17 protein-coding genes and 3 pseudogenes are annotated in these 18,638 nt (G+C 59.5%); 12 read left to right on the top strand and 8 right to left on the bottom strand.

The genetic code is table 11. From position 1 onward, the window contains the following. Positions 1–427, top strand: a pseudogene (locus tag HMPREF3171_RS12290) (transposase); the annotation flags it as partial. A 15-nt stretch (positions 428–442) separates the two neighbouring features. Here HMPREF3171_RS12290 and HMPREF3171_RS03390 read toward each other — a convergent pair. From HMPREF3171_RS03390 to HMPREF3171_RS03380, 3 genes are all read right to left on the bottom strand, one after another. Next, positions 443–1,279, bottom strand: coding sequence for a type IV toxin-antitoxin system AbiEi family antitoxin domain-containing protein (locus HMPREF3171_RS03390; protein WP_083291937.1), 837 nt, complete (start codon positions 1,277–1,279; stop codon positions 443–445). 150 nt (positions 1,280–1,429) lie between these two features. Beyond that, the gene (gene eno / locus HMPREF3171_RS03385) at positions 1,430–2,707 is read right to left on the bottom strand and encodes a phosphopyruvate hydratase (protein WP_070482892.1); all 1,278 of its coding nucleotides are present in this window, start codon (positions 2,705–2,707) and stop codon (positions 1,430–1,432) included. A 75-nt stretch (positions 2,708–2,782) separates the two neighbouring features. Further along, positions 2,783–3,586, bottom strand: a complete 804-nt coding sequence (locus HMPREF3171_RS03380; RefSeq protein WP_070482889.1) for a lytic transglycosylase domain-containing protein — start codon at positions 3,584–3,586, stop codon at positions 2,783–2,785. 147 nt (positions 3,587–3,733) lie between these two features. On the opposite strand from HMPREF3171_RS03380, the gene HMPREF3171_RS03375 reads away from it, so the two are divergent. Continuing rightward, positions 3,734–4,156 carry a hypothetical protein gene (locus HMPREF3171_RS03375; RefSeq protein ID WP_070482886.1) on the top strand — a complete coding sequence of 141 codons (423 nt, stop codon included), beginning with the start codon at positions 3,734–3,736 and terminating at the stop codon, positions 4,154–4,156. Here HMPREF3171_RS03375 and HMPREF3171_RS03370 read toward each other — a convergent pair. Continuing rightward, entirely contained in the window at positions 4,146–4,742 is a 597-nt protein-coding gene (locus HMPREF3171_RS03370) for a MazG nucleotide pyrophosphohydrolase domain-containing protein (RefSeq protein ID WP_070482882.1), read from the bottom strand. The genes HMPREF3171_RS03375 and HMPREF3171_RS03370 overlap by 11 nt on opposite strands. Positions 4,743–4,775: 33 nt before the next feature. Between HMPREF3171_RS03370 and HMPREF3171_RS03365 the strand changes: the two genes are divergently transcribed. The 4 genes and pseudogenes from HMPREF3171_RS03365 to HMPREF3171_RS03350 all read left to right on the top strand — a co-directional run. Continuing rightward, positions 4,776–5,462: an 8-oxoguanine DNA glycosylase OGG fold protein gene (locus HMPREF3171_RS03365; protein WP_070482898.1), complete on the top strand. Its 687-nt coding sequence runs from the start codon at positions 4,776–4,778 to the stop codon at positions 5,460–5,462. Between the two features lie 117 nt (positions 5,463–5,579). Further along, positions 5,580–6,560 carry a reverse transcriptase domain-containing protein gene (locus HMPREF3171_RS11600; protein WP_083291936.1) on the top strand — a complete coding sequence of 327 codons (981 nt, stop codon included), beginning with the start codon at positions 5,580–5,582 and terminating at the stop codon, positions 6,558–6,560. Positions 6,561–7,225: 665 nt separating this feature from the next. After that, the gene (locus HMPREF3171_RS11830; RefSeq protein WP_141743329.1) at positions 7,226–8,077 is read left to right on the top strand and encodes an SLATT domain-containing protein; all 852 of its coding nucleotides are present in this window, start codon (positions 7,226–7,228) and stop codon (positions 8,075–8,077) included. Between the two features lie 321 nt (positions 8,078–8,398). Then, positions 8,399–9,159 (top strand): annotated as a pseudogene (locus HMPREF3171_RS03350) (IS256 family transposase); the annotation flags it as partial. 240 nt (positions 9,160–9,399) lie between these two features. Here HMPREF3171_RS03350 and HMPREF3171_RS03345 read toward each other — a convergent pair. Further along, a complete protein-coding gene (locus HMPREF3171_RS03345) occupies positions 9,400–10,548 on the bottom strand; it encodes an ImmA/IrrE family metallo-endopeptidase (RefSeq protein ID WP_070482873.1) in 1,149 nt (382 codons plus the stop codon). 254 nt (positions 10,549–10,802) lie between these two features. On the opposite strand from HMPREF3171_RS03345, the gene HMPREF3171_RS11820 reads away from it, so the two are divergent. After that, positions 10,803–11,024, top strand: a complete 222-nt coding sequence (locus tag HMPREF3171_RS11820; protein ID WP_141743328.1) for a hypothetical protein — start codon at positions 10,803–10,805, stop codon at positions 11,022–11,024. A 125-nt stretch (positions 11,025–11,149) separates the two neighbouring features. Here the strand turns inward: HMPREF3171_RS11820 and dnaG are convergent, their stop codons facing one another. Continuing rightward, on the bottom strand, positions 11,150–13,138 hold the full coding sequence (gene dnaG, locus HMPREF3171_RS03340) for a DNA primase (RefSeq protein WP_070482871.1): 1,989 nt from the start codon (positions 13,136–13,138) through the stop codon (positions 11,150–11,152). Positions 13,139–13,173: 35 nt separating this feature from the next. On the opposite strand from dnaG, the gene HMPREF3171_RS03335 reads away from it, so the two are divergent. Continuing rightward, positions 13,174–13,590: a guanyl-specific ribonuclease gene (locus tag HMPREF3171_RS03335; RefSeq protein ID WP_070482868.1), complete on the top strand. Its 417-nt coding sequence runs from the start codon at positions 13,174–13,176 to the stop codon at positions 13,588–13,590. Next, positions 13,590–13,838: a hypothetical protein gene (locus HMPREF3171_RS03330; RefSeq protein ID WP_070482865.1), complete on the top strand. Its 249-nt coding sequence runs from the start codon at positions 13,590–13,592 to the stop codon at positions 13,836–13,838. Before HMPREF3171_RS03335 ends, HMPREF3171_RS03330 begins: the two co-directional genes overlap by 1 nt. A 353-nt stretch (positions 13,839–14,191) precedes the next feature. Here HMPREF3171_RS03330 and HMPREF3171_RS03320 read toward each other — a convergent pair whose 3' ends face one another. Next, on the bottom strand, positions 14,192–14,650 hold the full coding sequence (locus HMPREF3171_RS03320; RefSeq protein ID WP_070482859.1) for a prevent-host-death protein: 459 nt from the start codon (positions 14,648–14,650) through the stop codon (positions 14,192–14,194). A 244-nt stretch (positions 14,651–14,894) separates the two neighbouring features. On the opposite strand from HMPREF3171_RS03320, the gene HMPREF3171_RS03315 reads away from it, so the two are divergent. Genes HMPREF3171_RS03315 through HMPREF3171_RS03305 form a run of 3 tightly spaced genes read left to right on the top strand, consistent with a single transcriptional unit; the run spans position 14,895 to position 17,846 of the window. After that, positions 14,895–16,634: a carbon starvation CstA family protein gene (locus HMPREF3171_RS03315; RefSeq protein WP_070482856.1), complete on the top strand. Its 1,740-nt coding sequence runs from the start codon at positions 14,895–14,897 to the stop codon at positions 16,632–16,634. Further along, entirely contained in the window at positions 16,618–16,875 is a 258-nt protein-coding gene (locus HMPREF3171_RS03310) for a cory-CC-star protein (RefSeq protein WP_070482853.1), read from the top strand. The genes HMPREF3171_RS03315 and HMPREF3171_RS03310 overlap by 17 nt, the downstream gene beginning before the upstream one ends. Then, positions 16,866–17,846, top strand: a complete 981-nt coding sequence (locus HMPREF3171_RS03305; protein WP_070482850.1) for an ArsA family ATPase — start codon at positions 16,866–16,868, stop codon at positions 17,844–17,846. Before HMPREF3171_RS03310 ends, HMPREF3171_RS03305 begins: the two co-directional genes overlap by 10 nt. A gap of 415 nt (positions 17,847–18,261) precedes the next feature. On the opposite strand, the pseudogene HMPREF3171_RS03300 reads toward HMPREF3171_RS03305, so the two are convergent. Continuing rightward, a pseudogene (locus HMPREF3171_RS03300) lies at positions 18,262–18,638 on the bottom strand (deoxyguanosinetriphosphate triphosphohydrolase); the annotation flags it as partial.

Below are 18,638 nucleotides of genomic sequence, written 5' to 3'. Positions count from 1 at the left end.
TGGCCGATGGTCTTAAGCGATGTTCCAGACAATCTTCCAACAACCCGACGCCCAATCCACCTGGGCACAAGCCCGCAAAGTCGTCGACCTGTTAGAACCAAAGTTCCCCCAGGTAGCGGCGTACTTGGAGGAATCACTCGATGAGGTGCTGGCGTTTACCGCAGCACCGAAACCAGTCTGGAAGAAAGTCTGGTCCAACAACCCCACAGAACGGTTAAACCGAGAGATTCGCCGACGCACAGATGTTGTGGGCATCTTCCCAAACCGCGAATCCATCATCCGGCTTGTCGGCGCGGTGCTTGCCGAGCAGCACGACGATTGGATCCAGCAAAAGCGCTACATGTCACTATCCGCACTCGAGCACACCAAACACCTCATGCACCAAACTGGAGGTGAACATGGCGACCACCACCAACTAACCGCCTAACCAAAACCCCGAACTTCATACCGAGCCGAAAGCACAAACGGCTACACCACTACACGGGACTTGACCTCGAGGATCCGTGACTGACTCCAAGAGTGTGGCGAGAATCAGCAAATTATCCTGTATCGTTTCTTGCTTTTCATCGTCAGAGAGTCGATCTACCAGACCGTCGATGCTATGTACGTAACGGTTTCTGCGTTCGATGATGTCCTCGACCGAGGAGGCCTCAGCACATAGTTCAGCTACGAGATTCTTGCCTGACGTCGCCCCATAAAAACGGGAAGACGGATTCAGTTGGGTAGCCAAGTCGTCGATACGCACACCCTCTTTTCGGAGGGCATCCGCAACTATGTCGGCTAGATACCTGCGTTCAATTTTTGCCTCGGCGAGGTCCACGACCGTTCGGGTCACATCGGTCACTGGAAGCCCGTCTATAGAAACGATCTGCGCATCAGGAATCTCGCGACCAGTACGAATACGAACACCTTCCTGCCGTGTCTGCTTCGTACCTGGTGTGGAAAAGGTGTACTGCGCGGGAATCAAACGCCCTATGCTGTGAATGCGCGCCGCGGATTCATGTGACGCAACCAAGGGGGCGCGTTCATCCCAGCGCTCGTCAATAAAGCTCTTCGGTTCAAGCGAAAGCCATGCGGCCCGAATTCCGTCCTGCGGACCACCCTGGTGCGACGGAAGCAGATATACACCCTGGCGAGCGCGCTGGAGGTCCCCGCGTTGCGTCAATCTGGATAACTGCAATCGAGTGATTCCTTCGCGAGCCGCCTGCGCGGTCGTAACAATCCCCCATTGATCGGACGCGATCATTTCTAGCGTCGAAAGTGCGTCACCACGATCCAACTACACCACCTCAACTGATGTTTGTATCATCCTGAGTGATACAAACGTCAATTTTGCTGCGTCATTGTCGGAGCGACAACAGAAACGGCCCTCCCTGCAGCAGTAGCAAGGAAGGGCCGAATGAACGTCAGACGCTCGTGGCGTTAGCGCTTACTTGGTAAAGCGCGGGAAGGCGTCGCGGCCGGCGTACACGGCGGCGTCGCCAAGCACCTGCTCAATACGCAGCAACTGGTTGTACTTCGCCACACGCTCGGAACGAGCCGGGGCACCGGTCTTGATCTGGCCGCAGGACAGCGCCACGGCCAGGTCCGCGATGGTGGTGTCCTCGGTCTCACCGGAACGGTGCGACATCATGGTGCGGAAGCCGTTGCGGTGTGCCAACTCGACGGCGTCGAAGGTCTCGGTGAGGGTACCGATCTGGTTCACCTTCACCAGCAGAGCGTTTGCGGCGCCCTTTTCGATGCCTTCGGCGAGGCGCTTCGGGTTGGTGACAAAGAGGTCGTCGCCGACGATCTGGATCTTGTCGCCAAGCTGCTCGGTCAGGGCGACGTAGCCGTCCCAGTCGTTCTCATCCAACGGGTCCTCGATAGAGACGATCGGGTACTGCTCCACCAGGTCCGCGTAGACCTTGATCATTTCCTCGGCGGAGTGCTTGCCGCCCTCAAAGTTGTAGGTGCCGTTTTCGTAGAACTCCGAGGAAGCGACGTCGAGGGCGAGCGCGACATCGCTACCAAGCTTGTAGCCCGCCTTCTCAATCGCCTCGACGATGAGGTCGAGCGCGGCCTTGGTGGAGTCGACGGACGGGGCGAAACCGCCCTCGTCGCCAAGACCCGTGGACAGGCCCTTGGACTTAATCACGGACTTCAGCGCGTGGTAGACCTCAGTGCCCATACGCAGCGCCTCGGCGAAGGTCTCCGCGCCGATCGGGGCGATCATAAACTCCTGGACGTCCACACCAGAGTCGGCGTGTGCGCCACCGTTGAGGATGTTCATCATCGGCACCGGAAGGGTGTGCGCGTTCGGGCCGCCGATGTAGCGGAACAGCGGCAGCTCGGCAGCCTCAGCGGCAGCCTTCGCCACAGCCATGGACACACCCAGCAAGGCGTTCGCGCCCAGGTTCTTCTTGTTGTCGGTGCCGTCGAGCTCGATCATCGTGTTGTCGATCAGGCGCTGATCGTCCGCCTCAAACGCAATCAGGGCATCCGCGATGGTCTCGTTGACGTTCTCGACAGCCTTGAGGACACCCTTGCCGTCGTAGCGGTCGTCGCCATCGCGAAGCTCGTGAGCCTCATGCTCACCCGTCGACGCACCCGACGGCACCGCAGCCTGGCCATGCGAGCCATCCGACAGCAGCGCTTCCACCTCCACGGTCGGGTTACCGCGCGAATCCAGAATCTCGCGAGCAAAGATGTGCATGATGTCGGCCATGATGTCTCCTTAACGTGGATAGTGACGTGGAAAATGACTTGGCGAAAAATTCCGACAACAAGTCTAGCCGTTGCCCTACCGGTGGGCAGGCTGGTTCATGGCATAGTTGGCCGCCGCGTCGCGCACACGGGCGAAATAGTCGCTGGACTGGTTATACGCGTAGATGGCCTGAGTCCACCCCTCCTCGGTGGCCAGATCGCGGGGTGTGCCGCCGGAATTGCACAGCAGGTTCGCGGCACCTAAGGCGGCGTCGTCGATCTGCTGGGGGTTCGGGGTGCCATCGCCGTTGGCGTCGCGACCAAAGCGCGCCCAAGACTCCGGAATGAACTGCATCGGCCCGACAGCGCGGTCGAACTCCGGGTCGCCATCCAGTTGACCGTGGTCGGTGTCCGGAACCTTGGCAAAGCCGTCCCCGTTCAGTTGCGGGCCGATGATGGGCGGTTGCGGGTAGCCGTTCTCGTCCAGTTTGGAGTAGTCGAAACGGCCGCCGTAGGTGCCGTGACGGGTCTCCACCCAGCCGATGCCGGCGAGCGTGTTCCAGGTCAGGTTGCAGTGGGGCCAGGCCTCCTCGGCGATCAGCGCGGCGTTGGCGTAGGCGCGCACGGCCTGGCCGGACATGTTCGTGGCCTCGCCGATGCTTTGCGACCAGTCAAAGAGTTGGTCAGAGGTTCTGCCCGGCGCGTGGACGTCGATACGCGGGGGCGCCTCCGCGGCCGCAGGTGGGACTGTGAGCGGGGCTTTTTGCTTCGGCTCTGTTGTGTCGAAGTTGAAGGCCGAGAGCAGCCACGCGATAAGCGCGACGACAAGAATAACGGCCGTGGCCGCGCCGAGAATGCCCACGCAGCCACAGCCGCGAGCAATGCGTCGCGGTGTAATCATGGGCGCAAAGTGTACCGGGCGCGGTTACCGCGCCGTGCGGGGGTTAGGCGGTGCCAGAAGTAACAATTTTCACACAAACCACAACAATCACAGCTGTAACAGTTATGATGCTTTGCGACCTATCAAACTTCCCCGAAAGGACACCCCATGCGCCGCATCACCGCAGCACTCGCAGCAGGCCTCATCGCCGTCACCGGTTTCGCAGGCACCGCAACCCCCGCCAAGGCTCAGACCCTCGAACTCGTCCGCCTGCTCAACGGCAACATCGCCACCGCCAACTGCGACAGCCTGCGCACCGGCCTGACCGCCACCCGCATGGTGAACAAGGACACCACCCGCAGCCAGCTGGTCATGAACCTCAACACCGCCGTGGGCAACGACGCAGCCCTGCGCCTCGTCTCCGCAAGCACCGTTGGTGCGGTTGCGGACCGTGCGCTGGAGTGCGGCATCGTCAAGCCAGACCCGGTCACCCCGCTCGACCAGCTCTTCGCCGGCTCCTCCCAGATGTCCTCCAAGGCAGGCCTGCCGGACATCCGCACCCTCATTCCGGCACTGCCGGCTATTCGCTAGCCTTCCCCTCGACCCACAGACGGTCCTGCGTGGCCTTATCCACAGGCCCGTCTGACCCGTCGAACAAATACGGCGCACGGCGGCGCATCTTATCGACGAACGCCCCCGCCACATCCCCAAACCCAAAGGCACCCCGCTCATCGGCAATCTCCGCATGGAACAACACCTGCAGGAGCACATCCGACAGCTCCTTCTTGAGTTCCGCGTCGGGCGCCTTTGCGCGAATCGCCTCGGCGACCTCACCAGCCTCCTCCGCCAAAAACGGCAGGAGGCTTTCGTGCGTCATCTCCTGCTCCCACTCACCCCGGCGCCGCGCCTCACGCATCGTCTCCACAGCCTGCAACACAGGATCCTCGAGGGAAGGGACTTTGATCAGGGCGGTGGAGTCGTCGTCAAGCACACGCTCCGCGAACTTCGGATCCGTAGTCACAATCCAATGCCCGTCGCCGTCTACGACATCCAACGCCCAACGCACCGACACCGGCACCTCCGGCGAAAACTCCACACGACCACGAATCTGGCCAACGAGATTGAGCGGGATCATGTCGGGCCAACGGGCATCCAGAAGCAACACGGTCGCAGTCATGAAGGGAAGTCTAAGGCCTCTATGATGGAGCGCATGACTCAGATCGCCGAAGCACTCGAAGCCATCAAACCCAGCGCCCAAGACGCGCTGCAAGACTCCGTTACCTTCTCCCCCATCCGCTGGAAAACCGGCTGGCCCCACCACCTCCGCCGCGTCCCGCCCTTCCGCGACGACGCCACCGCCTCCATCACCCGCGCCGAAGTTTTCTCCTTCGCGTCGGATGTCCGCTCCTCCGACTTCGCGCGCGAGCAGATCATCGACTTCCTCGGCGCCTGCTTTGCCTACATCGCCGGCCAATCCAACCAGGTCATGCAAATGCAGGCGTTTCTGCGCAACAAGGGCAACGCTTCCAAGTTGCTGGGTGCGATCCGGAAACTTGGCGGGTTGTCGCCTGTCGACGCCTACGCCTCCTTGATCGCAACCGGCCTGGCACCGAAGTACGCGTCCGCCGTGGCGTACTTCCTGGCGGGTGAGCAGGATGCTGCTGGCGCTGCTGCTTCGTCGGATGGCGCTGCTGCACCGGCGATCATTTGCTCCAACCGCGCGCGTCTGGCCGGCCTGGCGAAGGACGCCGACTGGACCGCCGAGGATTACGAGTCTTACCTGTCTGCTTTGACTGCGGCGCGCGACGCCTACGATTCCTCGCTGCCGTTGGACGCGGTGGAGTGGGCGCTGCGGGAGTACACGCGACGCTATATACCTCCAGCGAAAGTCAATTGACTAACCCAATTCAGCACCCAAAAATCCGGGCAAAATCGATCTTGATGATTTCGCCTCCTGGGACTCAAAGATGCTCCAGGATTTAATTCAACCCTAGTTGCAATAACGGAAATCCTTATGTGGAAATTGACGGAAAAAAGCGTCTACAGACTCTCCCAGAAACGAATACGCACACACGAAAGATATATTTCCCGTGGCGTCGAAGAGTGGCGACGAAGGAATCGACGTACGAATAGAAGTATCCCACCACCCAGCAAGGCACATCCACGTTACTGGGATTGGAACCCAGACTTCGACCCCTACCTAGTACGAAGACGAACCGCCAAAGTCGTCCATGGCATCAATCCCAAGATTCTTCGAGGCAACTACGAGGTACGCCCGCCAGCGCTCCACATTGTCCCAAAGAAAGATGGTACCTCACGCAATACTTCGATCTTCACCATTCCCGACGAGGCAGTCTCAAACACTCTTTACCAGAATTTAATTCGGAAAAACACTGCTTTATTCTCGGGAAATTCGTTCGCATATCGCCCCGGTTTGGTAGGTTTCGACGCCATTCAGCAGATACGCTCGAGATGGAAAGATGAAAACCGACTCTTTATTGGCGAGTTCGATTTCAAACGCTACTTCGACAACATTTCTCAGCAATTTTTGTTGGAGTTGTTGGACGAACTAAATGTCTACCGCACACCACAAGAAGATGCACTAATTCGCGCTTTCCTAAGTACATCGACCCCCGCTGCAGATGAGGCCTCATATAAGAAGCCAACACGGCGCAAGGCAGGCTTACCACAGGGAACCTCAATCAGCCTTTTCCTAGCGAATTTGGCACTAACTCCGGTTGACAGAGAGTTAGACAGTATCGGCGTCAACTTTGTCAGATATGCCGACGACACTTTGATCTGGAGCCGAGAGTACCAATCAATTGTAAATGGTATGAATATTCTCCACCAATGGACGCAGGAATCGGGGGTTTCTATTAACTACGCCAAAAGCGAAGGAATCAGAGTTTTAAAAACTCACGATCTGGAAAAGGCAGAGATAAAGTCCACTCGGTCTGTCAGCTACCTTAGCCACGATCTAAAACTTGAAAGGTAGGCAAGTTGGCAATCCCGAAAAGTTCCGGAAATGTATCAGTAGTCGCGACAGTAGGAAAACGGTCGCTGAAGCGAATGCAATCCTACGTTTGCCAGCAGGTCTACGAAAATTTGCTTAAGAGCCCCCTACAGGAAGATTTCAAGTTAGATCGGATTGCCGACGGAACGGACCGAGACTACCTAGTCCTAACGAGCCAACTGAGACGATATTTCTACGGAAACCTAAGTGAAGGCGAGATTAGCTCCCTCCTCAGGATGCCTACCCCACCATTGATCAATCTATCTGGGCAGGTAGCGTTGTTTCCTGCGGACTCCACGCTGCAGTCATGGGAATTCATGGATCATTATATTCGCCGTACTGTCTACCGGGCGCTCCAAAAAAGGAAGCGATTGGTAAGCCGTGTATCTTGCTCTACCGACCAACCGGCTATGTGGTCTGGGGGCTTCTACAGTTTTGACAAGATGGATATCATCTCCTCCAAAAATGAAACTGTCCACATGGCGTTACCGAGCACTGTGAGAATGCACCGCCTAGTGACGCGGCTCGTAGATTCACACGGGCCGAGCGTGATCAATAACCATCAAGCGCTTTACAATTAACCTCCATACTCTGGGGTGTCCCAGCGTAGAACAGGTTTACTGCTTCACTAAGTTTCAGGGAGAGTCATGCCCAGACCAGAAATTCACATCGGGATCAATTTCTCAAGCCCAACCGGAGACGACGAAGTTCCCCAGAGTGAAAGCCGAGAGCCGGCGCGTTATAGACCTAGTGAAAGTTTAATCGACTACCGTGACAGTCTTGTTTCACGCTATAAGAAAACTTATAAATCTCGTCTGGAACTCGAGAAACGATTATCACGAGAACTTAAGCAAGTAGAAATTCTTGTTCTGACATCATCTACTTGTGCAATGATCGTGACGATTATCAATTTGGCGGCACCTAACAAGCCTTTTGAGGATACAGCAATAGTCGTAGCCATCATGTCTATGCTGACGCTCATCGGTTCATTGACGATATCTGCCTCGAACCGTCGCGAACGCAGTCAAAAAGCGTTTAATACTTACCGTAGAATCCAGCGACTTCGAAAAGAGTTAGAACGGTTAGATCTCAACTCTCCGACCGAAGCTTGGCCGGAAAAGATTGCCAGTATTGAAGCACAGTACGAGGGTCTTATCGATTCCAGCGAAAATCATTCTGAAAATGATTACTTCAGAGCGCTTGCTGGCGAGAAGAAATCATCGCGAGCCGAGAAAAGAAAAGAAAGGTCAACCTGTACCGAAGACACGAATCAAATAAAGAGGCGTTCCTCTGCTGATAAAGAAAACCGATTGACCGATCGGGCTGACCAGCAAATGAAATCAACCCCCAGTACCTCAGCAGCCGCTGGAGGTTCGAGATTGTGGTGGTGCTGGTTCAGCGCAAGCGATTTTGTTAGGAAGTACTGGAGACTTGCGCCACTCTCTCTCCCTGCGTGGATTCTCGCAAAAACCTTTTACAATCTAGACTGGCTGATCTAGACTAAGTACGCCCCCAAAGACAGGGGGAAGAAAGGCGATTTTCGCCGGCTGGGTTAGTTTCATCAGGTCGCAAGCCTGATTAAACACACCGCTTCCGGCTGTGTGTCGTACCTGCGAATTAGCGCAGAACTTTTTTTCCGTAGCTCCAGCCCGGCTTAACCCCCAGAGGATCCAACCTTTGGGGGTTTTGCTGTCGGTAAGTTCGGGTTAGGTAGCAAAAGGGGGTTAAGGCTGGGTTAAGGCTCAAAAAGTGTGTCCGCGCGGCGTGTCGCGGGGCGGGCACCGGTCAAGTCCCGTGTAGCGGTGTATCCGTCTAGCGGTCCCGGCGGGTACGACTACCTGTGGTGCGACGCGTTGGCGATCAAAGTGCGTCAAGGCGGCCGGGTGGTCAAATGCTGCGTGCTGCTTGCCACCGGGGTCAATGCTGACGGCTACCGAGAAATGCTCGGCATGCACATCGCCACCGCGGAATCCAACGCAGAGTGGAAAGGCTTCTTCCAAGACTTAAGAGCCCGCGGACTTCGCGGATTCTCCCTTATCACCAGTGACACCCATGAGGGCATCCAGCACGCGATATCCGAAGTGCTGCCTGATGCGTCGTGGCAGCGGTGCCGCACCCACTTCGCGAAAAACCTTTACGAAAAGGTCCCGAAAACACAGTGGCCGATGGTCTCAGCGATGTTCCAGACCATCTTCCAACAACTCGACGCTTAATCCACCTGGGGGCAAGCCCGCGAAGTCGTCGACCTGCCGGAATCGAAGTTGCCCAGGTCGCGGCGTATCTGGAGGAGTCACTCGATGAGGTGTTGGCATTTACCGCAGCGCCGAAACCAGCCTGGACAAATGTATGGTCGAACAACCCCACTGAACGGCTCAACCGGGAGATCCGCCGACGCATCGACGTCGTCGGCATCTTCCCGAACCGCAAATCGATCATCAGGATTGTCGGCGCAGTCCTTGCCGGGCAACACGACGACTGGATCCAACAAAAACGCTACCTGTCACTATCCGCACTCGAACACACCAAACACCTCATGCGCCACCCAGGAGACGATCATGGCGACCAACACCAACTAGCCGCCCAACCCAAAACCCCCGGACTTCATACCGAGCCGAAAGCTAGACGGTTACACCACTATACGGGACTTGACCCCGTACTCAGGAGCACCCCACACAGCAAGCTCTTTATCAACCTCATCATGGAAGTACACACCGTCGGAGAACAACGCAACCTCAAGTTTCTCCCAAAGCGTCGGAAACACAGTATCCGGATAAAAATTGGCCAAGGTGCCCAGGAAGTTGGTGTCCACCAAGTACATCAGCTACACCGCTTCCCGGCCTCGCGCCTGGCGCGCATTGACCAGATTCGCGAACGACTCGCTTGAATTACTTCCCAGGTATCGCGCAGCCTCCCGTTGCGATATTTGGCCGTTCACCGCCGCTTGCGTAACCGTGTCAAAGAACCTTCCACCAACACGGGAACGAACCAGCACGTGGTGCGGCGGTGCCCCCTCACCGGTCCTCTCCGCTCGCTCTCCAGTGTGCTTCACCAAAGGCAGTACGCGGCGTGCTTCCTCTTGATCAATGAGTCCCAATTCCTCGAAGCGCCAGAGCATGGCTTCCCTACTCAGGCCAAAGCGACGGGCGAGTCGTTCGACTTGGTCTTTGGTCGGCATGGTGTCGTCGAAAAGCTTCTGCACTGCAGATGCCGGAGCAATGAGCTCAGAAGCAAACTGGTTGCACCACCGCTCCAACTGCACGCCGTCCGTATGATCGGAGACACCCGGTTTTCCGAGCACAACGTGGCCAAGCTCATGCGCGAGGCTGAACAACTGCGCGGTCTTTGCATCGCGAGTGTTGATGAAGACGAGACAGAAACCATCGTCTTCAATGGTGAACCCGCGAAACTCATCGACGCTCAAACGACGCTTCGTTGAACTCTCCACGATCGAATTTCGCGCCACCAACACCCCTGCTTCTTCCATCGACAGAACCAAGGCGCGCACTTTATCCGCCCCCGGAAATGGGGCTTCTGCATCAAACCCGAGATGCTCGCGGATGGACAGCGCGACGTCTTGAGGGCGCTGAGAACTCGAGGCGGAAGCGAAAAAGACCGGGGGTTCGATCCCCTCATCCTTTGCGTAGTCCGAGTACCAAGCCAGACGCTGCTGCGACTTGAGAACAACCTCTTGAAGATCTGGGCTCATCGACCCCAACGCAGAATTCCTGACGGTCCGGAAATCTGCAACACCAGTGTCTTCTCCCGAAGGCTCCTTAAGCAGCAACCTCCCGAACGGAATCTTGGCGCGGCGAGCCAAGTCTTGTGCCTGACGCAGCGTGGGTTGTGCGTCCCCCTCCAACCAGGAATCGAATTTTGGAAAACGCTTGAGCAACTCATCATCATCCAAACCCGTACGACGAGCGGCCCACTGCAAAACGGAAGGCGTGACCGAAACACGCGGCGAGTTCATCGGCCCACCTCCTTGTCACTCTTCCTGCGAAAACCGAACTCTGCCCAAGACGATAGTGCGTATGGGGTCAGTATGTCACCCAGAGTTGACACGTGAACCGGTTTTGATGTGGAGGGTCGATGCCGCCGCTGTACTGGGCGTTTAATGCGACTCGGTGAGTTCGGGTTTGCTCCTAAGCTCACTTTTTGGCGTATTGATTGAGTTACGATGAGCGTTGATCGGGCAGGGACTCAAAACAGATTGGTGCAGCAACGATGAACCGTTTCACAGCGACCGCTGAGCACTCATCCGGCTGGTGGGTGGGGCAACTTGAAGAAGACTCTGGCGTCATTGTCCAGGCTCGATCTGTAAAGCAACTTAGAAACGAGTTCCGAGAAGCACTTCGACTCTTTCCAGAGCTCACCGCACACCCCGACGCTGCTCACATTGAAATTACGGTTGTTGGTGAAGCAGGCGGTGCTGGATCGACCTCCTAGTGGCGCTTCGGGGCGATGCAAGATGTTGCAGGGCCGGGGGCTGCGACCTGCGCGGAGTGTAAAAACCGGCAGGTGAAAGTGTGGGGTTTTACACAAACGAAATATGTAAAACGGGGCGTTGGGGCCTAACGCCCACGGAAGGCGCGGTCGTTGAGGTCCCTGCGGGCCTGCTCCAACGCAACCAAGTCGGAGAAGAGGGCGTTGTAGGCCTCTTCGTCGTCAGAGGGGCGCATGCGCTGCAGCTGCGCCTTGAGCTGGGCGATCTGCTCGCCGACGCGGGTTTCCTGCAGGCGGGAGAGGACGGAGTCGGCGTATTCGTCGAGGTCGTCGGCGTGGATGGGTTCGACGGCGAGTTCGGAAACAAAGTTGCGCCCGGAAAGGTCGCGCATCTCGCCGGCGACGGCAGCGATCCAGGAGGCACCGCCGTCGGGGGCGGAGTCGGCGGGGCTGTAACCGTTGGGCGCAGTGCCAGCGGGCCCTGCGGCAGCAGCGGTACCAGCACCGGCACCCGCGCGGGCGCAGCCGCCGGCGGCGGTGATGGCCTCGCGAACCTGCTGGTAGGCGTCGTTGGTGAAGGCGTCCGGGTTGATGCCGTCGAAGTAATTGCCGGCCTTCGACGGGTGCTGCAGGGCGATCTTCAAGGCTTCGCGCTGGGGCCACAGCATCGGATCGTCGGGGCGCGGCGGAATGAGCAACTCCGCCTGGCGGCCGGAGGAGTCGGGACCTGCGGCGGCCTGGCGGGCGGCGAGGGAAACGCGCTGGCGCTTCTCCTTTTTCGGCTTCTTCGCCTCAGCGCGGACCTGTTCCAGCACTTCGTCGGGGTTGGGCCAGCCCACCCAGCCGGCGAGGCGGCGGGCGTATTCCTGTTGGAGAACTTTGTCGTCGATGGAGGCGACGACGGGGACGGTGCGTCGTAAAGCTTGGACGCGTCCTTCGGCCGAATCGAGGGAGTAATTCTTCAGGAGGGACTCAATGACGAACTCGTAGACGGGGATGCGGGAGGCGACGAGGTCCCGAAGAGCGCTGTCGCCCTTCTCCAGACGCAGGTCGCAGGGGTCCATGCCGTCCGGGGCGACGGCCACAAACGACTGGCCGCCGAACTCCGTGTCGGTATTGTAGGCGCGCATCGCAGCCTTCTGGCCGGCCTCGTCGCCGTCGAAGGTGTAGATCAGTTCGCCGCGGAAGAAGTTGTCGTCCAGCATCAGGCGGCGGATCAGGCTCATGTGCTCGGAGCCGAACGCGGTACCGCAGGTGGCCACGGCGGTGGTCACGCCGGCGGCATGCATGGCCATCACGTCAGTGTAGCCCTCCACCACCACCGTCTGGTGCTGGGTGGCAATGTTGCGCTTTGCCTTATCGATGCCGAACAGCACCTTCGACTTGTGATACAGCATGGTGTCGGAGGTGTTCATGTACTTGCCCATGGGGTCGTCGTCGAAAAGTTTGCGCGCGCCGAAACCGATCGTGTTCGACGCGGCATCCTTAATCGGCCAAATCAGACGACGGCGAAACTTATCAATCGGCCCGCGTTTGCCTTGGGAGGAAATGCCGGCATCGATGAGTTCCTGGACCTCAAAACCCTTACGCAGCAGGTGCTTCGTCAGCGTGTCCCAACCGTCGGGGGCGTAACCGCACTCGAAATCCATGATCAACTCACGCGAAAAGCCACGATTGAGTAGGAAGTCGCGGGCGACCTTCGCCTCAGGCGTCTCCAACTGCTCGCGGTAAAACTCGTGCGCCGCCTTATTCGCCGCGAGAAGCCGCTGGCGCGTGCCCGGCTTCACATCACGCGCACCCGTCGACCCGCCCTGGTAATTAATGCGGTACCCAATCTGGTCCGCGACCGCCTCCACCGCCTCCGGGAAGGTCAACTGCTCCATCTCCATCAGGAACGAGAACACATCCCCGCCCTTGCCCGTGGAGAAGCAGTGGTAATACCCGTGAGCAGGACGAACGTGGAAACTCGGGGTCTTCTCGTCCTTGAACGGGCTTAGGCCCTTCAACGAATCGTGCCCGGCAGGTTTCAACTGCACATACTCGCCCACAATCTCGTCGAGCGGTGCGCGCTGACGGATAGCCTCAATGTCACTATCCGGAATTCTGCCCCTTGCCATGGCGCTCATCGTAGCGTGTGCAACGATATGGGCCTATGAAGCGCCCGATTGTCCTGCTGACCTGCCTCGCCCTGAGCAGTTGCGTATCGACGACCCCCTCACCCACCCCGGCACCAACCAGCGCCGTGGCGTCGACCGCGACCTCCAGCGCGACCACCTCGGGGCTGCCGGCGTGCGGCTCACTTCCCGACGAAGCTTGGGACACCGTCGATCTCATCAAAGCTGGCGGACCTTTCCCCTACCCCGCCAACGACGACAAACGCTTCGGCAATTACGAACGCGTCCTCCCCCAGGAGTCCCGCAACTATTACCGCGAGTACACCGTGGACACGCCGGGGCTGCGCCACCGCGGGGTGAGGCGCATCGTCACCGGCGGCGACGCTTCCGGCGTCGAGGCCTGGTACTACACCGACGACCACTACGAATCCTTCTGCGAAATGGAGGTCAACTGATGAATCCGATCTTTCTCGCCAACCCGGTCCACACGCTTGAGGACCTCGCCCGCGGCATCCTCACCGCCGCCTACGGCCCCAAAGACGCCGCCGACCGTCCCGTGCCCACAAACCTCGACGCGCTCGCCGACCTGTTGCGGGAAACCCAAGTGAAACGGGTGGTGGTGGCTGTCTGGAGGGTGGAGGGGTCGTCGACAAGCAAAATGCGCGCAGTGTTTGAGGACGAAGGGGTCACGCTGGTCGCGTAACTACTTCGTCTCATTCGGATGAGCAGTGTGGACCTGCTCAAGAAACACCGTTCGACCATCAATGTAGAACCAAATGCGCGCGGACCCCTTCACTGTTGGCTTGTACTGCCATCGCTGAAACGTTTGCCCACCCCTTACTACGGTGCCCAGCTCGCCTTTCAATCGGTAGTTCGTCGCGGTTACGGCCGTCGGAGACGTTGTAAGAAAGTCCCAAGCATCGGACATCGAGTTCCGCGTCGTTGATACAAGATCCCTCCAACCTTTCCGAGCCGAGCTCGAAGCAAAGCGAATCTCATATTCATTCTTCCGAGCCGGACGCGGAACCAGTTCCCCCTTCTTCGCAGCTGCCATATCTAGGGACGTTCCACAAGCTCTGGCTGCTCGAGCCAGTCCACTTCTACGTTCCCCAGGCCGGCCGCGAGCGCGGTAGCTGTTTCCTTCCAAGAAGTAAGCTCTGTTAACAAGAGTTGGGGCTGTTCAGTAGCAAAAGAAGCACGTGCAGCGTCGAAAAGTTCCTGCGCACAAGCCACCCGATCATCCGAAGAAAGCGCAAGCATCCAAGGGAATGCTCGGGCCATCCGCTCTTCAAGCGCGCCATCTTCATCAACAGCAACAGTGATCAACTGCGCTGCAAGCTCGAGCAAACGCGTCCGCCCATCTGCTTCCCGCTGCGACATCAACACCAAAGCATCTCCATCTCGACGCGTAACCGTTACAGGATGACGTTCTGCTTCAGCGAATACTGCCGCCGAGTGCTTGCTTAAGTCCGAAGAGTTGCGCACGTGTTGGGTATGTCCTGCTGCAATAGTCATGCAAACCACAGTATTCGGAACGTATTCGGAAGTCTAGCGTTTCGGGCGTTCGACTCTGGTGACACTCGTCCTGCACCGACACTAAAAGTCGGGTAGAGGATGTCAGGAATCGCCGATTTTAGGCATATTCACGACATCCCGCTCACGTAAAACAGCGCATAAAAACATCCCAAATGGAAACTTAAAAGTGTGCTGTGTGTCATAATTCGCAAACTGTGAACCACGACACGAATGGAGGACGCCCATGAGCTCGCTCATCCTAGTGCTCGTCGGCCTCGCGATGATGGCCGCCGGCTACCTGCTGTACTCGAAGTTCCTGGGCAAAAAGGTGTACCAACTCTCGGACGCCTACTCCACGCCCGCCCACACCATGGAAGACGGCGTGGACTACGTTCCCACCAACAAATACGTCCTGTGGGGCCACCACTTCACCTCCGTGGCGGGCGCGGCGCCGATCATCGGCCCGGCCGTCGCGGTGATTTGGGGTTGGGTGCCGGCGTTCCTCTGGGTAACGCTCGGCACGGTGTTCTTTGCGGGGATGCATGACATGGGGGCGCTGTGGGCGTCGCAACGCCACCGCGGGCACTCCATTGGCACACTGTCCGGGCGCTACATCGGAGCGCGCGGACGCAACCTGTTCCTCATCGTGATCTTCCTGCTGCTGCTCATGGTCAACACGGCCTTCGCAGTCGTGATTTCTAACCTGCTGATCTCCACCCCAACCGCCGTCATCCCGACCTGGGGCGCGATCCTGGTCGCCTTGCTGATCGGCCAGGCGATCTACCGTTTTAACTGGAACTTGCCGCTGGTGTCCTTCGTCGGCGTGGCGGCGCTCTACGGCCTGATGATCCTCGGCGACCGCATGCCGCTCGCCCTGCCCGAAGTCATGCTGGGCATCCCTGACCGAGGCTGGTGGATCATCTTCCTGTTCCTCTACGCCTTCATCGCCTCCCTGCTGCCGGTGTGGGTGCTGCTGCAGCCGCGTGACTACATCAACGGCCTGCAACTGTTCGTCGGCCTGATCATTCTGTACGGCTCGTTCTTCGTCGTCCGCCCAGAAATTGTCGCCCCGACACTTCGCGACACCGTCCCCGACGGCACCCCCGGCATCTTCCCACTCCTGTTTGTCACCATCGCCTGCGGTGCGATCTCGGGCTTCCACGGCATTGTGTCCTCGGGTACGTCGTCGAAGCAGATCGATAAGGAAACCGACGTGCGCTTCGTCGGCTACTTCGGCGCCGTCGGCGAAGGCCTGCTCGCACTGGGCACCATCGTTGCGACGACCGCCGGATTCAACACCATCACCGATTGGGAAAACGTTTACAACGAATGGAACGCCGGCGGCGTGGACGCCTTCATCCAAGGCGGCGGCGCACTGATGAACGAAGGCCTAGGCATCCCGCAGTCCCTGTCCGGAACAATCTTGGCGACGATGGCCGTCCTCTTCGCCGCCACCACCATGGACTCCGGTATCCGCCTGCAGCGCTTCGTCGTCACGGAAATCGGCGACCTGATGGGCTTCAAACTTTCCGGCCTCATCGCCACCGTCATCGCGGTCGGCTGCGCACTCGGCCTGACGTTCTCCATGGGCATCGACGGTTCCGGCGGCATGCTCATCTGGCCACTGTTCGGCACCACCAACCAGCTCATGGCCGGCCTGACCTTGTCCATCGTGGCGATCATGCTGACCAAACTGCGCCGCCCCTCCTGGCCGGTGCTCGTCCCGCTGGTGTTCGTCACCGTCATGTCCCTGTGGGCTGCCGTGCTGCAGGTACGCACGTTCTACAACTCCGGCAACTGGCTGCTACTCGTCCTCGACGTGATCATCATCTGCTGTGCAATCTGGGTCATCGCCGAGGCATTCACTGCGATCTCAAAGGCACGTCGCGAGCCCGCAGTGATCTGGCGTGACGACGAAACCATGCCCGGCGAACACACTGCCACCGCAGCTGACGCGGACGCTGCAGATGCTCGAGCGCTTTAAAACCTTCGCGGCCGGCCTGGACGAGTTCTACAAGGCGCCTTATCGTCGAGAATTTGCCCGCGCCGCCCGCGAAGAAGACGACCTGTTTACGCTGCTCGTCGCCTCCGAAACGCTCGGCATCCCCAACCCCGCCTCCTTCTACACCCTCGAGCTCATGCCATTGCTTTACGACGAATTCCACGCCTGGCACACCCGCATGGGCATGTCCCACTCCCCCTTGGACGGCGTGCGATGCTGCTAGAACCCGCACCCGTGATGTTCTTCGGCGGCAAAGGCGGCGTGGGCAAAACAACTGTGTCGGCCGCCACCGCGGTACGCCTCGCCGAGGCCGGCCGGCGCGTACTGCTGGTGTCCACCGACCCGGCGCACAACCTCGGCCACATCTGGTCCGTATCGCTCTCCGACACGCCGACCGAACTCGAACCCGGCTTGAGCGTCGTCGAACTCGACCCCGCCACCACCACCGAACGCCACCTCGCCGAAGTCGAGCAGTCCATGCGGGCAATGATGCCCGAGCGCATGCACCCCGAAATCCGCCGCCACCTAGACCTGTCGCGCAACTCCCCCGGCATGCACGAGGCGGCGATGCTCGAACGCGTGGCGGAACTTGTGGACACGCAAGGCGTCGACCACATCATTTTCGACACCGCCCCCTCCGGCCACACCTCCCGCCTGCTCGCCCTGCCCGAGTTGATGGCGGCATACACCGGCGGGCTGATGCAACGGCGCGAACAGTCCGACAAGTTCTCCCGCGCCCTGCGTGGCCTCGGCGGCGCGGACGAGGACCCGGTGCAGCGCCGCAACCAGCAGATCCGCACCACATTGTTGCGCCGTCGCCGCAAGTTCGAGCGCCTGCGCGACATTCTCACCGACCCGGCCCGCTGCACGTTCACCATCGTGCTCACCGCCGAGCGGCTTCCGGTCCTCGAGAGCACCGAACTTTACGACGACCTCACCCAACACCACATCCGCGTCTCCGGCCTCGTCGTCAATCGCCGCAGCCCCGCCGACGCCGCTGGGGCCGGCACTGGCACTGGCACTGGCACTGGCTCGAGCGCCAGCGAGTTCTTGGCTGCCCGGCGCGCCGTGGAAGACGAAGCGCTTGCCCTTCTGGACGCGAAACTGCCCAACGTGCCGCGCGTGGAACTGCCGTGGCTGCCCGGGGAGATCGGCACCCGCGCCGCGCTCGCCGATATCGCCGTCCGCCTCTAGCAGCCCCGCCCCGATCGCTGCGGTTCAAGGGTGGAAAGTGTCCGATTGGCAGCTTAGGGGCAAACCCGAACTCGGATGCGCGGCACGACCACAGTGGAACACAGTGAAGGGCAGTAGGAATCGCCGTCGGGACGAGTTCGGGTTTGCCCCTAAGCTCACTTTTCGCCGTATTCATCCTCGGCGCGGTATAGGCTCACTCGCAATATCTGTAAGCGAGAGGAGCACCCATGTGCCGTCCCGTCCCCTGCACAACCTGCGGCAAGACCACCTGGGCAGGCTGCGGCAACCACGTTGACCAGGTCAAGGCTGGCGTCGCGTCCGGACAATGGTGCGAATGCCCGCGCGACGCGAGCAAGACGAGCAAGCGCGGTTTCTTCAGTCGGCTCTTCGGCTAATCCACCGCGACCGCGCGGGCTTAGTAGAAGCCTTCGAAGGCGCTGGCTTTCTTCGCGGTGCGCTCGAGGCGGGACTCGGTCATGGAGGCGATCTGGTCGATGATCACGCGCTCGCGCTCGGCGTCGGTGTCGGCGGCTTCGAACCAGGCACGGAACATCGTGTCCAGGGTGCCCGGGGCGCCTGCGCGCAGGTACTCGTGGACGCGGTAAATCCGGTCGCGCTGGCGGTCCTGACGCGCGAGATGGGCGGGCACGTCCATGACGTAGAGCACCGCGACGGTTTTGAGCAGGCGGACTTCGGCCTCGACGTCGGGAGGAACGATCAGGCGGCCGTGCTGGCGCCCCATCAGGCCCGAACCGGCGCCCGCGCCCGCGCCGCCCGCGCCCGCGCCCGCGT

The organism is Corynebacterium sp. HMSC08F01 (genome assembly GCF_001807545.1).
Taxonomy (GTDB): domain Bacteria; phylum Actinomycetota; class Actinomycetes; order Mycobacteriales; family Mycobacteriaceae; genus Corynebacterium; species Corynebacterium coyleae.
The sequence above is the reverse complement of the archived record's forward strand: the minus strand, read 5'-3'. Positions and strand labels throughout refer to the sequence as shown.